Annotated in this window: 15 protein-coding genes; 14 read left to right on the top strand and 1 reads right to left on the bottom strand. The window is 41.0% G+C overall.

Annotated elements, in window-relative coordinates; all coding sequences use genetic code 11:
* Nucleotides 1-38: 38 nt before the first annotated feature.
* Genes tyrR through R7P36_RS14810 form a run of 4 tightly spaced genes read left to right on the top strand, consistent with a single transcriptional unit; the run spans nucleotide 39 to nucleotide 3,280 of the window.
* Nucleotides 39-1,583 (top strand): transcriptional regulator TyrR, encoded by a 1,545-nt coding sequence (tyrR, locus tag R7P36_RS14825; protein WP_025767302.1) that lies wholly within the window; start codon nucleotides 39-41, stop codon nucleotides 1,581-1,583.
* 36 nt (nucleotides 1,584-1,619) lie between these two features.
* On the top strand, nucleotides 1,620-2,204 hold the full coding sequence (gene rimJ / locus R7P36_RS14820; protein WP_025767303.1) for a ribosomal protein S5-alanine N-acetyltransferase: 585 nt from the start codon (nucleotides 1,620-1,622) through the stop codon (nucleotides 2,202-2,204).
* Between the two features lies 1 nt (nucleotide 2,205).
* Complete coding sequence (locus R7P36_RS14815; protein ID WP_005376917.1) at nucleotides 2,206-2,793, top strand: HD domain-containing protein; 588 nt, start codon at nucleotides 2,206-2,208, stop codon at nucleotides 2,791-2,793.
* Between the two features lie 13 nt (nucleotides 2,794-2,806).
* The gene (locus R7P36_RS14810) at nucleotides 2,807-3,280 is read left to right on the top strand and encodes a DUF2947 domain-containing protein (RefSeq protein ID WP_017636094.1); all 474 of its coding nucleotides are present in this window, start codon (nucleotides 2,807-2,809) and stop codon (nucleotides 3,278-3,280) included.
* 43 nt (nucleotides 3,281-3,323) lie between these two features.
* On the opposite strand, the gene R7P36_RS14805 is transcribed toward R7P36_RS14810, so the two are convergent.
* Nucleotides 3,324-4,286 carry an integron integrase gene (locus tag R7P36_RS14805; RefSeq protein WP_017636093.1) on the bottom strand — a complete coding sequence of 321 codons (963 nt, stop codon included), beginning with the start codon at nucleotides 4,284-4,286 and terminating at the stop codon, nucleotides 3,324-3,326.
* Nucleotides 4,287-4,632: 346 nt separating this feature from the next.
* On the opposite strand from R7P36_RS14805, the gene R7P36_RS14800 reads away from it, so the two are divergent.
* The 10 genes from R7P36_RS14800 (at nucleotide 4,633) to R7P36_RS14755 (ending at nucleotide 13,784) form a co-directional block, all read left to right on the top strand.
* Nucleotides 4,633-5,046 (top strand): hypothetical protein, encoded by a 414-nt coding sequence (locus tag R7P36_RS14800; protein WP_050549549.1) that lies wholly within the window; start codon nucleotides 4,633-4,635, stop codon nucleotides 5,044-5,046.
* Nucleotides 5,043-5,531, top strand: a complete 489-nt coding sequence (locus R7P36_RS14795; RefSeq protein ID WP_104975429.1) for a hypothetical protein — start codon at nucleotides 5,043-5,045, stop codon at nucleotides 5,529-5,531. The genes R7P36_RS14800 and R7P36_RS14795 overlap by 4 nt, the downstream gene beginning before the upstream one ends.
* Nucleotides 5,532-6,775: 1,244 nt before the next feature.
* A complete protein-coding gene (locus R7P36_RS14790) occupies nucleotides 6,776-7,318 on the top strand; it encodes a hypothetical protein (protein ID WP_155604213.1) in 543 nt (180 codons plus the stop codon).
* 132 nt (nucleotides 7,319-7,450) lie between these two features.
* Nucleotides 7,451-7,987, top strand: a complete 537-nt coding sequence (locus R7P36_RS14785; RefSeq protein WP_318122209.1) for a nucleotidyltransferase family protein — start codon at nucleotides 7,451-7,453, stop codon at nucleotides 7,985-7,987.
* A gap of 657 nt (nucleotides 7,988-8,644) precedes the next feature.
* Entirely contained in the window at nucleotides 8,645-8,962 is a 318-nt protein-coding gene (locus R7P36_RS14780) for a DUF6232 family protein (RefSeq protein WP_318122207.1), read from the top strand.
* 237 nt (nucleotides 8,963-9,199) lie between these two features.
* The gene (locus R7P36_RS14775) at nucleotides 9,200-9,670 is read left to right on the top strand and encodes a GNAT family N-acetyltransferase (RefSeq protein WP_054702902.1); all 471 of its coding nucleotides are present in this window, start codon (nucleotides 9,200-9,202) and stop codon (nucleotides 9,668-9,670) included.
* A gap of 148 nt (nucleotides 9,671-9,818) precedes the next feature.
* The gene (locus tag R7P36_RS14770; protein ID WP_191116293.1) at nucleotides 9,819-10,328 is read left to right on the top strand and encodes a hypothetical protein; all 510 of its coding nucleotides are present in this window, start codon (nucleotides 9,819-9,821) and stop codon (nucleotides 10,326-10,328) included.
* Between the two features lie 135 nt (nucleotides 10,329-10,463).
* Nucleotides 10,464-11,456, top strand: a complete 993-nt coding sequence (locus R7P36_RS14765; RefSeq protein ID WP_318122206.1) for a hypothetical protein — start codon at nucleotides 10,464-10,466, stop codon at nucleotides 11,454-11,456.
* Between the two features lie 640 nt (nucleotides 11,457-12,096).
* A complete protein-coding gene (locus tag R7P36_RS14760; RefSeq protein ID WP_318122204.1) occupies nucleotides 12,097-12,696 on the top strand; it encodes a hypothetical protein in 600 nt (199 codons plus the stop codon).
* 563 nt (nucleotides 12,697-13,259) lie between these two features.
* Nucleotides 13,260-13,784 (top strand): hypothetical protein, encoded by a 525-nt coding sequence (locus R7P36_RS14755; RefSeq protein WP_139364674.1) that lies wholly within the window; start codon nucleotides 13,260-13,262, stop codon nucleotides 13,782-13,784.
* The last annotated feature ends 67 nt before the right edge of the window (nucleotides 13,785-13,851 follow it).

Here is a 13,851-nt window from a genome sequence, read left to right as displayed (position 1 = left end):
TCAACTTTTCCTGACAGTTGTGAATTGGGATATTTTAAGTGCGTCTTGAAGTCTTATGTGAAGATCGACTCGGCTTGACCCGAGAACTGCTCGATATTTTAGCGTCTAAAAGCATCGACTTGCGTGGTATCGAAATCGATATTAGCGGTATTATCTATTTGAATTGCCCAGATATTGATTTTGATACGTTTAGTGAGCTGATGGCTGAAATCCGCCGTATTCCGGGGGTGAAAGACGTACGTAAAATCCAGTTTATGCCGATGGAGCGCCACAATACGGAGCTGCTCTCGTTAGTTGATAACTTGCCCGATCCGGTTTTTGCCATTGATCTTAAAGGTGCCGTAGACATGGCAAACATGTCTGCACTTTCATTGCTTGGCCTTCACAAGCAAGAAGTGATTGGTACTCAAATCGGTGCTTTGTTACCAAGTGTTCGTTTCTCTCGTTGGTCTGAGGGTGTGAATGGCCGAACACGGGAAAACCTTGTGATTGAGGGCTTGGACTATGTTCTAGAGTTGATGCCCGTTTATATCCGAGACGAAGCGCAAAACTCGACTCTAGCGAGTACTCTAATGACGATTCGCTCTAGTCAGCAAGTTGCCAGAATTGAAGAAGCGCTACCGCTGCATAACCCTCTGGGTTTTGAGCACTTTGTTGGTATATCGAACCGTCATAAAGCACTAATGAACCAAGCTAAGAAGCTGTCTGTGCTTGACCAACCATTGTTGATTGAGGGCGAAACGGGGACCGGTAAAGAAATGCTTGCTAAAGCTTGCCACAGCCGTTCTAGCCGCGCGAGCAAGCCATTCCTAGTTTTGAGTTGTGCTTCGATGCCTGACGATGTAGCAGAAACCGAACTTTTTGGTCATGCGCCGGGTTCATTTAATCATGAACAAGGCCACAAAGGCATCTTTGAGCAAGCAAATGGCGGGACGGTATTTCTTGATGAAATCGGTGAAATGAGTTCGCATCTTCAAATCAAGCTGTTACGTTTTCTACAAGATGGTAATTTCCGTCGTGTCGGTGCAGAAGATGAGATGCATGTCGATGTTCGTATCATCGCTTCAACAAAACATAACCTTGCCGAGCTTTCTGAAGCAGGAATGTTCCGTGAAGATTTGTATTATCGTCTCAACGTACTTACGCTCAGCATTCCTCCGTTACGTAAGCGCTCAAACGACGTTGCACCATTGCTTGAGTTGTTTGTGGCGAAACATGCTCAACAGCTTGGGATTGATAAGCCAGAGTTTGATGATGGTCTAGTTGATGCCCTTGCAAATTATCAGTGGCCAGGAAACATGCGCCAGCTGGATAACATGGTTCTTCGAGCGCTCACGGAAATGGATGGTGATATACTAAACGCGGGTCACTTCAATTTACCTCAGCCTCAGTCAGTCGGCGCTGGTAGTGCAACGCTTAACATCGACGGTTCTTTGGATGAGATCATGCGTGATTATGAATCTCAAGTTCTGGAACGTTTGTATCAGTCATTCCCATCAAGCCGTAAGCTTGCTAAGCGCTTAAATGTATCGCATACCTCAATCGCTAATAAACTGCGTGATTACGGTATCCGTAAGAATTAATCGAATTGAACGAAAAGACGGAATTAATCATTTGTAATGGAAGATAACAGCTCATCTATCGCCGTTCATATGTTGGACGGTGACTTGCTTCTTCGTACCGCTGAAATCGGTGACGCAGATATGATTGCCGAATATTTTCAAGCGAACCGAGAATACCTGAAACCGTTTGAACCGAAACGTGAAGAGGCTTTTTTCTCAGTGAACGGTTGGTTGCAAAAGCTTATCAAGCTCAATGAGCTGCATCGAATGGGATTGGGGTATTATTGCCTTTTAGTCAGAGCCTCTTCGGGTGAAATGCTAGGTACGATATCCTTTAGTAGTTTGAGTCGTTTTCCTTTTTATTCTTGTAACGTCGGATATTCTCTCGCTGAAAAAGCGCAAGGGCATGGTTATATGCGTCGTGGATTAACCATGGCTTGCGACTACATGTTTAACGTTCAGAAACTGCATCGTATTCAAGCTGGCTACATGCCTCACAATAAACGCAGTGAATCTGTGCTAGAGCATGTAGGGTTCAACCGAGAAGGGTATGCAAAAGATTACCTTTTGATTAATGGTGAGTGGCAAGACCACGTTCTAACGTCGCTTATTAATCCGAATTGGCAGCAAGAAGGGCGATAGTATGGAACGATTGGAAAAGCAGTTAGCACTTGTAATCGAGCTCGATAAACTCAAAAGCATTTTGCGCCGAACTCGAGTTAAAAGTGCTGAAGGGCGCCTCGAAAATAGTGGTGAGCATAGTTGGCATGTCGCACTGATGGCAATATTGATGGAAGAGCATGCGAATGCACCTGTTGATATTTGCCGAGTGATGAAAATGTTATTGATACATGACGTAGTAGAGATCGACGCGGGCGATACCTTTGTTTATGATACTGCTGCGTCTCAAGAGCAAGCAGAAAAAGAAATTAGAGCTGCAGAGCGCTTGTTTGGTATGTTACCCAGCGATCAGGAGCAAGAGCTATTGGCGCTTTGGCATGAATTTGAAGCCGCGCAGACCGATGATGCTAAGTATGCAAAAGCACTCGATCGGTTAATTCCAATGCTCTTGAACTACCATAATAATGGTCAGAGTTGGAAGGAACATGGTGTCTCACGCGAACAAGCACTTACCATTAATAAACGAATTGAATTTGGCTCTGTTACCTTATGGGACAAAGCGAAAGAGTTGATTGAAGAAGCCACAGAGAAAGGTTGGCTGAAATCGTAATAAAGGAGACTGAATGTCTTATTTGCCTTTGGACGAATACCAAAGAAAATGGATTTTTACGCATCAGTCGATGCCTGTGCCAGAAGAAGATTTGGCTTTTATTAAGCCGATGAGCCAAGCCCGCTCAGCACAATTTTGGAAAGAAAATATCAGTGCTCAAAGCCCTGATATGGATAGACTAAGTTCCCAAGACTGGCCAATGAACGAGGCGAATTGGTCTGAAACTGTGGATTGGATGGCTGCGTGGGAGTCGGATGATCCTGACATGCCAGCGGAAGCTGAGGCACATATCGATTGGCAAGACGATGTAACCGTTTACTTTTGCTACGAGAAGTACAATGTCATCGAAACGAAATGGTCTATTTTTAAAAAGCACTGGAAGAACTTTCTCTTTTATGACGATGGTCCGATACTAATAGGACGTCGCCGTTCGCAAGCACTTTGGTTTGATTCAAAAGGCAATGTGAAACTCGGTGTTCGTCAATAACGAGTTGTAAAGCAAAGCCACCTTTCGAGGTGGCTTTGTTTTTCTAAAGGCTGGATAATGGACTCAACACACCGCCAGCCCCGCGCTCGATAACGTGAGTATAGATTTGCGTGGTTTTTACATCAGTATGCCCTAATTGTTCCTGAACAGTTCTAATGTCTGCGCCAGATTCCAATAAATGCGTGGCAAAACTGTGTCTTAGTGTGTGGCAAGTTACAGTTTTCTCAATGCTTGCGTCGCTTGCCGCGCGCTTTACCGCTCTTTGTATTGCGCTTTCATTGATATGATGCCTTCTGAGTTCACCAGTGTCTCGATCTGCGCTTAACTTTGTTGATGGAAACAAAAAGTGCCAGTTAAAATCTAGCTCCGCTTTTGGGTATTTACGTCGTAAACCTTCAGAGATATATACGCCCGCATAACCAGGCATGTGCCTATCTTTAAAGTAGTAGTTTCTTGCTAAATTAACTTGAGCTTTGAGTGGTTCATGTAGTTCTTTGGCTAATGTGACTGTACGATTTTTACCTCCTTTTCCTTGCCAAACGCGAACTGCACCATAATCATAATCGATGTCTTGAACTCTTAAGCGTAAACATTCCATAACTCGAAGCCCGGAGCCGTAAAGTAGCTGAATATGGAGTCTATACCTCGGGTCGATATGCTGAACGAATCTTCGGATCTCCTCCCTAGTTAACACAACGGGAAGTTTCTTTTCGGTCAAGGATTTCTGAAATCTCATATCAAGTGATAGTGGGGTTTTAAAATAATCACGATATAAAAATGATATTGAGTTCAGCGCCAAAGCTTGCGTTTTTACCGCAACTTTTTCTTCTACCGCTAAGTAACTCAGAAATTGAATGACATCATCTTCTGCTAGTGTTGATGGGTGGGCGAGCTGGTGAAAAGTGATAAAACGTTTTATCCAAAATAGATAACTTTCGATAGTTTTATTCGCATAATGACGAGTAAGCATGTGCTCTTTTACACTAAGTAAAAACTGACTTTTCATGATAAATTAACCTGTTTATTTATACAGCTCCGTTAATGTATCACCACTTTTGAAATTAGCGTGCTGTGCGCCGCCTAATTGCGCGCGCCACCACACATATTCATACTGTTTTTCTATTTGTTTCATGCATATAAGTGCTACGATTGATAGCGCTTTTGATAAGAAAGAAGGCGGTAGCCTGCCAGAAAAACGGCAAATCGCCGTATAGAAAGCGTTAGCAGCCAAAACAAGTAACAATGAGATCTATCATTTTCAGTATAAGTAAAACTGATACGCAAATATTCTGATTTTTTTTAAAAAACTCGCTCCAAAAAATTATAGTTAGATTTTACTAGGAGTATTTGAAATGCAAAACAAACCGTGTCCAGTATTAATTGGATTGACATTTGATGAGGAAAGCCAAGAAGCGCTAAATGCTATAAACGAAATGAATGCCAAGATTGATGATGGTTGGGTTGCTATAGCTTTGGGACATTTGGCTGTGATTTTTGGTGGCTTAACTGTAAAAGCTCCAGCGTCTGCCGGACCTATAGAGAAAACATTGGGATTTCAACTAGTGTCTAACGATGTCGCCACCACTTCTTGGAGTATATATCAAACGAACTGGGAGTACTTTTTTAGATCTTTTGGGGCATTAGAACGCCATGCTAAAAACCAAATCAGTACAATTGCAGGTTTACAAATGATACGAGGTAAGATTAGTCATAAAGAACGCCAGTTTTGGAAAGCTGTGCATTACGGATGTAAGGTGTCTGAATGAAAAAAATTATAATCCTAGTACTTTTTCTTCTATTACCTCGTTTAGCATCTGCTACCGATGAGCTTATGCTCAATGCGGTAAACAAATCATTAATCGAGTATGAAAGTAAGAATAGTCAATGTATTGCATCATCAAAAATGCAATCTGTAAGTGATGACTTAATCCAAAAGGTTAAGCAAGTTGAGACGGATCTATCGATAAGTATTGGGTACTTATATAAAAACTCTTTGTATCAGTGTTCACTTCATGAGTTAGGTACTTTGATGAAGTTATTCTTATTGGTTGAAAATTCTGAAAAAGAAGAATATCCATTAACAAAGTTAAGAGTAAATGAGATCAAAAAGTTACTTTTTACTAAAGTCGATTTACGCTTTGAATTAAAGTTTCAAAATTTACCCAATGAAAAACAATTAACTCTAACGGAATTAGGTAAAAACCTTGCTCCATTTGACTTGCTAGATATGTATGAACGTGCGCAAGACTGAATAGTCTGCTAACAAAGCATTTAAGAGTGATTCCCAACGCTTGTCATTTTCGTCTCTGCGTTGGGTTTCGTGTTTAAGGTGCATGGTTTAGGTAAGGTGGCAGCGTTGCTCACACCTTAATGCGGCGTTAGTTTGCAAGAGGAAAAATGCAGCTATATCGCAAGATCTAGTGGTCAAAGCTCAAAATTGAAATTATCGTATCGGCGTTCAATTTCAGTCTTAATTAGCGTGGTAAAAATCCAAAATTGGCATCGTTTCAACGGTTGATTTGTTCTTTGGTGCGGCGATTTTTGGGTTCACTGAGTCGAACTTTTTTGCTGAAACTCTGCTCGTTGAGTTTGTTGGTACAAAAGCCGATTTACTCGCTGAAATGGCGTTTTCTCTGGTGTGGTAAGTTCACGTGGTTTCAGCGGCTTTGTTGAAAGTCCGCATTGTGAGATTGGTTTTCCAAAAGCGCTTTTTGGTTTTGTGAGTTCGTTTTCTGCGGCGTTGTTTGTTCCAAGTGGTTTCATTGACTAGCCGCTTTTAGACTACGCCTGACTTAAGTGCATCAAAGTACATAAAGTTTGTTGTTCGCAAAGTTTAAAATAACGTAAAATCAACGTTTTGGGTCTGCAAACTAACAAACTGCTCAAGAGGGATTCACAACGCGTGGCGTTTTTACTATGCGTTGATTTTAGTGATTAAGGTGGTATGCAGCGGCTTCGGTATTGCGTTGTTCACCCCTTAGCAGGGCGTTAGTTGCCAACGAGGGAAACGCAGCCAAAACAGAATGTTCAGGGTTAATGCCCGTGTATTTTTGGTTAGGTTTACGTATTTCAATTTTTAGTTATTTAGGTTTTTGAAATCGTGATTTGTTTCTTGTGTGGTTTGTTTTTCTGTTTCAGAAACTGATTTATATGTTGAAAGTCAGCTCTGTAACATTGTCTGTCCAAAAGAGCTTTTTGGTGTTGTCAGTTCGTTTTCTACGGCGTTGCGTGCTCCAAGTGGTTTCAGTGACAGGCGCTTTGAAACTGCGCCTGATTTGAGTCTACCAAAACACGTAAAGCTAGTGTTGGCAAAACGGCAATTGACTTCAAATCAAAGCTTTAGGTTTGGCAACTAACAAAGCATTCAAGAGGGATTCACAACGCTTGGCAGTTTTGGTTTGAATCGGCTTTAGTGTTTACGGCACAATGGTTTAGGTTGAGTGGTTTGCGTTGTTCACCCCTTAATGCGGCGTTAGGTTTTCTGGAGATAGTGAATTGAGCAGAGAAATATACGATATGGAACGACGTTGTGTTGATAGGCACAATGATTTAGCGGGTCACATTAATCGGATGAGTCAGCAGCAAGCTCGTATCATGACAAACGAAAATATAGCGGCGACAAAAGAAGTAGTTGCTCACGTATACGGAAAAGCTAACTCTTACAGCAATGTAATTATTGCTGCTGGTTATGTCGGTTTCTTTACTTTATGGTCAAGTCTAAAAAGTGATTTACCTCAATGGGCTATTTTAAGCTCAGGCGCACTTATACTGATATCACTGATGACATTTATAGGATTTGAACTATATAAAATGATCAGTGTTTCAGTACAAATGCACAGAGTCTCAAAACGGCTTCAAAAGCCCGACATGTCGTCTCTAAGTGAAATACAGCGTATTGAGCAAAAAAGCGCACTGATTAACGCTAGGGTCTGGGTTTTTACAGTTATTCCAACAGTTTTGTCGGGATTTGGAGCCGGTATTATATTGTTATACTGCTTTCTGGTTGACTTTATAGCACCATATTTGCAACAAACCTAACAAACAATTTAAGAGTGATTCAGCACGCTTGGCATTTTCGGTTTGGGTTGAGTTCGGTGTTTACGGTGGTCAAATTGAGAGTCGTGGTTGCGTGCTTCACACCTTAATTGGGCGTTATGGCGCAGGGCGAAAATGGACGAAATCGTAGAATTAATAAAACGTGACCCAATACGGACTGAGGCACTAAATCATGTGTCTCTGCTGAACCTACCTCAGTGTTATATAGCAGCGGGTTTCGTGCGAAATTTAGTTTGGGACTCGTTACATGGGTTTGAATCTACGACTGCTTTGAATGACGTTGATGTGATTTACTTTGATCTTAATGAATCGAATCCTAATGCCTATCTGGGTTATGAAGAGTACTTGAAAGGTTGTATGCCTGAGCTTAATTGGCAAGTTCGAAATCAAGCTCAAATGCATGAACGTAATGGTGATGAACCTTATCAAAGTTCAGTGGATGCTATGAGCTACTGGCCTGAAAAAGAAACTGCCGTTGGCGTTCGTCAAACAGGTGTGAATCAATATGAAGTTGTATCAGCATTTGGGGTCGAATCTTTATTTGGCTACTGCATCACGCATAATCCGAAAAGGTCACGAGCAATATTTGAAAATCGTGTAAATTCGAAAGGGTGGTTAGTTAGGTGGCCATCTTTGAGAGTTGCGCCATAACAAAGCATTTAAGAGTGATTCGCAACGCTTGGCAGTTTCGCTTCGCTCAAGTATAGCCAAGCGCCGCTCACACCTTAATGCGGCGTTAGGCGACGGGCAGGAAAGTTCTTTGTTCTCATTTTCTTAGGTCTCTTTGAGCATTCGTTTTTCTAAGTCGGCAATTCAAGATTGTCGGTTCAAATTCTTGAATCTCTCTGGCCGTAAAACATGCCAAGGTTTTCGGGTTGCCTCATTGGCTTTCATAGTCGGTTGGTTGTGAGTTTCACTGGCTCAAAGTGTGGCAAGGGCAAGTCAATTGAGGCTTTCGATTTTGCTGCTAGTTTGTAGCTTTGGCATTCTCGGGTTCAAAACCTGCTTTGTTGCTGAAGGTCAGCATTTCGTGGTTGTTAAAATCTTGGCTGAAACATAGTGGCTTCAGTAGTTCTTGAATCACAAAAAGTCAGTGGGTGTTTGGTTGCTTATTTGGTTTCGGGTAATCTGCTTTCAAAACAACTTAAACACTGGTGGAAAACTTCGCCTAACAAGGCGTTTAAGGCGGATTCACAACGCTTGGCGATTTCAGTTCTAGTCGGGTTAAGTGTTTAAGGTACAATGGTTTAGGTTTGGTGTCAGCGTTGTTCACCACTTAACGCGGCGTTATACGAATAGAGGGAAATTATGTACAAAAGTAATGATTTTAACTTGGATTCAAAAGAGTTCAGGTTTAAGAAAGACTCATATCCTTTGTCTAAGATAAACAATGTTAGGGTTAAAAAGTTAAGTTTTCTTGATAATTTAGGTCAAGTTTTATTCTGGGTATGTGTTTTTTCAGGGGCAGTTTGGTTAGTTATTCCAAGGTTGGAAGAGGTGCCACAATGGCTACTAGTTTTAGTTCTTAGTCTGACGGTTGTAGGTTTGGTTTTTGCTCTTTTTCGTTGTTCTAAATATGCACTTCAAGTCGAGTTTCGTCACATAGATGAAACGGGCGTTCAATGAGTTAATGTCGCTAAGTCATACTCAAAGTCAGATTGTGAGTTATTTGAACAGCAAGTGTTGGCACTGAAGAAATTCGTATAACAAATTGTTCAAGAGTGATTCGGCACGCGTGGCATTTTTACTATGCGTTGGCTTTAGTAGTTAAGGTGTTATGCGGAACCTTCGGTATTGCGTGCCCCACACCTTAACAAGGCGTTATGTAGCCACGAGAGGACGGTAAGTTAAAAGGATTTATATATGTTAAATATTCGCCAAGCTCGCATTGAAGATATCAGTGTTATCAAGAAACTACAGTTTCAGCTTAATGAGTATCATCAAGCAAATTTACCTGATGACTTCTTATCACCGGAAGAAATTGAACAAAAAATAGACCTGCACAAGATAATCGAAAGTGAAAGCTCGATTTTTCTGGTAGCCGAAAGCAAAGGGCTGTTAGTAGGTTTTGTTTTTGGTGAGCTATGGGTTCGTAAGTCTTGGACGCTCAAACAGCGAAAAATCGCGAGCATTGAACAAATAGTAGTGGATTCATGCTTTAGAAGCCAAGGCGTTGGATTGGCGCTAATAGAGGCATTTGAGGAAAGGGCTATTTCTAACGGCGGAGAAGAGCTGTTTTTAGAAGTATATTCCTTCAATGAATCTGCTTTAGGTTTGTATCGCAAAGCTGGTATTGCCCCCAAAATCCTAATTGGGCAGAAAGCACTAAGCTGAAAGTCGGCTACATAACAAATTGTTCAAGAGTGATTCGGCACGCGTGGCATTTTTACTATGCGTTAGTTTTAGTGGTTAAGGTGCTATGCGTAGGCTTCGGTATTGCGTGCCTCACACCTTAACAAGGCGTTATAACTCAGAGGAAGCTATGTCAAAAAAATGGGTTGAAATAGAGCAAATTTTGACAGATTTACTTGGAGATCTGGCGATGGCTGTGACTGTTTTAAAGGACTATGAATCGAAGCCATTTCTGCAAGAACCACAGAACTTTGTAAAAAAGCAATGTATTTGGCGGTTGTGTACATTTTCATTAGTGATTAATTGCTGTAAATATGTAGAGTTAAACACCAAGTATGGCAATGAGCTCAATAAATTAATTCCTGAACACAATAAGGTAAGAGGGAAATTTAATGAAGCCGTCAAAAAGAACAAAGCAATTAACAAACTGAGAAATCATTGCGTTGCGCATGTTAGTGATAGAGCTGTGCATCTTTCACCGACCGAAGTGCAAAAAGAAATCATTGAAATGTTTGGTGGGCAACATGCTGATGACTTTTTAAATTGGATCTGCCCTGACGATATTGAAAGTACCAATAAATCGGAAAGTTTGGTTGGTGTCATCGAGTTACTTAGAGATGCTGTGTCATCTAAGTTATAACAAATTGTTCAAGAGTGATTCGGCACGCGTGGCATTTTTACTATGCGTTGGCTTTAGTGGTTAAGGTTGTATGCGGAAGCTTCGGTATTGCGTGCCTCACACCTTAACAAGGCGTTATAACCTCAAGGATAATTGGTGAAAGATTCAGAAAATATCGCCATTAATTTGGTGACACAAGATTATATAGCGGGTAGCCAAGAGTATTCAGTGAGCTTAAATGTTACGAATATTTCAGGTCAACCTATATCAGATTTGCAAGTTTTTAATACTCTTTCCGCCGGTCGAGAGCTATCAATAAATGATGACCTTGATGCTACTAACCTAACAGAACTCGAAGATAAGAAACGACGCTTAATCAGAGAGTTAGAAAAGGGTGTGGAAAGTGCGTATGCGAGAAAACGCAGAAAGAAAATTTCATTCAGTGAGGCTATAGCACTGGCTATTGTCGAACTTGTAGATGGATATGCTTCTATTTTTTCAAAAAAGAAAACACAGCCAACAACACCCTACTGGGCAGAAGAAGCTTTAAAAATTGATGAATGGGAAGATGTAGAGCGGCTTGAGAAAGAAGTTATAAGCTTTGAGTCTGAGGAGTCATTTTTGCCTAAAGCTTACTCTATAAATAAAGATAAACTAAAAAGGGTCATGGAGCGGCTAGAAAAGGTTCAAGGTAGAGAGTTTTCGAAAGGAATCTCTCTACCTGTTGGTAGTACGATAACATTTCCATTTTCATACAGAGCACCTCACCTTTTAAAATCAAAGAAAATGGATGTATCTTTTAAAGCAACTTATAAGTTAAATGACGATGTAGTACACACTCGCACTGTAACCTCAAGAATCTCAATTCTTCCTTCTGCATTTGCTGTTCCTACTGGCGGAATGATTGGTGCAGCTGTTGGTTATGTTATAAAAAATACGCTTTTATCAACTTCAGATGAAGTTCTCATGAACTGGGGCGTGCTAGGTGGAAGTGTCGCTTTAGGTTTAGTGATTAGTCTGCTTGCTTCCAGAAAGCCTGAAGCGACTAAAGCTATTACCGTGGAGGATCTTACAGGAGGACTAATTATCGGTGTCTTAGCAGGCTTATATTCTGAAAGTATTTTAACGAAACTTCAAACCTTGCTTTAACCGGTTATAACAAGCAATTTAAGAGGGATTCACAACGCTTGGCATTTTAGCTTCTACTTCAAATTTAGTGTTTATGGCACAATGCTTTAGGTTTGGGGGGAGGCGTTGTTCACCCCTTAATTGGGCGTTAGTTGCCAACGAGGAAAACGCAGCTAGAGCAGAGTGTTTAGAGTTAAAGTCAGTGTGTTTTTGGTCGGGTTTCGTATTTCAATTCTAAATCGCTCGGGTTTGTGAAAAATCGTTCTCAGGTTTCTTTTGTGGTTGGATTTTCCGTTTCAGAAACCGATTAACTTGTTGAAAGTCAGCTTTGTAATATTGTCTTCTCAAAAGATCTTTTTGGTGTTGTTAGTCCGTTTTCTACGGCGTTTTGAGTCCTATGTGGTTTCAGTGACAGGCGCTTTGAAACTGCGCCTGATTTGAGTTTTTCAAAGTACATAAAGCTAGCGTTGGTAAAGCGGTAATTAACTTAAAATCAAAGCTTTAGGTTTGGCAACTAACAAAGCATTCAAGAGGGATTCACAACGCTTGGCAGTTTTGGTTTGAATTAGCTTAAGTGTTTACGGCACAATGGTTTAGGTAGGGTGGTTTGCGTTGTTCACCCCTTAATGCGGCGTTAGCTTCACACAAAATAGAGGTGTATATGAAGTGGTGGGAAAAAACAGTTGAGTACTTTTTTATTCGAAAGTATGTCCCTGAAGAAGCGATATTATCTCCACTGGACGGCAAGCAAGAAGCTGCCGGAGATTCTATTCTGGGTAATGATGAAAAGTGGCTGTTAATTGAATTTAAAGTTGATAACGCAGCGCTTGCCTCTGAAAAGTCCAAGTATATTTCATATGAAACAACCAAGAGGAAGCTGGTTGACAATGATACGCACCATTTCTTGGTCTATGGAACTAATGATGGCGGTTGTTTTGATGTCAGGGCTTGTACATATTTCTCAAATAGACGCCTCCCAGATGTTGGAAACATATTCAAGTACGGAAAGAATCAAGTTCAGTTTATTGAATACCTTGAAGAGGTGATCAAAGGTAAAAAAACACCAGGATCTTCATCTGGTGGGGTATCGGGTAGTTTTGCTTTTGTGGCTGCAGTAAATGGGGAAAATAAGCTTACAAGGTGTATGAGTTTGAAAGAGTTTGGATTAGAGTTCTCTCTTACACTCAAACCAGAGTTAACTCATACGCAAAAGTTACAACAGAAGCGCTCTCGATCTAGAGGTATAGGATTTGGCCGGTAAAGCTAACAATCTGTTTAAGAGTGATTCGCAACGCTTGGCATTTTTGCTATGCGTTGTGTTTTGTGTTTAAGGTGGTATGCGGGAGCTTCGGTATTGCGTTGCTCACACCTTAACAGGGCGTTATGAAACCTTCTTAAAGTTCTGTATTTGTTCCTAACACTGTCGCTGAAATATGCTTTGATTTAGCTAATTGGAAGTTGTGAGTTTTCGGGCTGAACGAGTAGGGCAGTCTCGCTAATACGCCGTACACGACTTTTGCTACAACCCAACAACGCTCGGCTATTAGCTAACCGCATGGTCAATGCAAACGCCCTGAATCAAAGTGCTTTCGGTATTCGAAGAAGTTGCATCTGATTCGGTGAGCTTATTCTTAAAGTCAGTACGTGCACATTGCACAACTTATTGGTTTAATTTAAGTTTCATAACAAAGCAATTAAGAGGGACGCCTAACGCACGGCGATTTTGGTTCTGGTTTGGCTTCGGTGTTTATGGCATGCAAGTCGAGCTTGGACGGTATGCTTTGTCGCCCCTTATCGCAGGCGTTATGTAATTTTGGTAAAAAGATGAGTTCAACTTCAGAAAGTAACAGCGAAAAAGCACTTGTAGACCCTCTTTCAGAGGTGACGAGAAAGGAACGAAGAATGCTTCTCGGGTTAAGTATGTTAGGGGTGTTTTTCGCTAAAACAGGTATTGTTCCGAACAAAGTAAGTGCTTTGGGGATTGAGCTAGCTGCAACTGAACAAAGTTCGTTTTTCTATGTACTCGCAGCGATGCTTGTCTACTTTATTTTTGCATTTATCTTATATGCATTCTCCGATTTCATAGTGTGGAAAAAAGCTGTGATTGAGCTCGACGTATCAGAGTATAAAAACCATGTAATCGAACGCGAAAACGAATATCGTCCAAAAGACCCAATAGCTGAAGAGGTTAGTTCATCTCGATTAATGCTATATCGTAAAAATCGTGTGTGGTTATCTGCTAAAAAACCAGTTTCAATGATACGTTCCTTTTTCGAGTTTATTCTGCCTATCATTGTTGGTGGGGTATCGTTGCTTTTGGTTATAGAGGCAGCACAAAAAATTACATAACAAACTGTTCAAGAGGGATTCGCAACGCGTGGCATTTTTACTATGCGTTGATTTTAGTTTTTAAGGT

Source organism: Vibrio sp. 397 (assembly GCF_033339395.1).
GTDB classification, from domain to species: domain Bacteria; phylum Pseudomonadota; class Gammaproteobacteria; order Enterobacterales; family Vibrionaceae; genus Vibrio; species Vibrio alginolyticus.
Note: the sequence above shows the minus strand (reverse complement) of the source record. Positions and strands in the feature narration are given on the sequence as shown.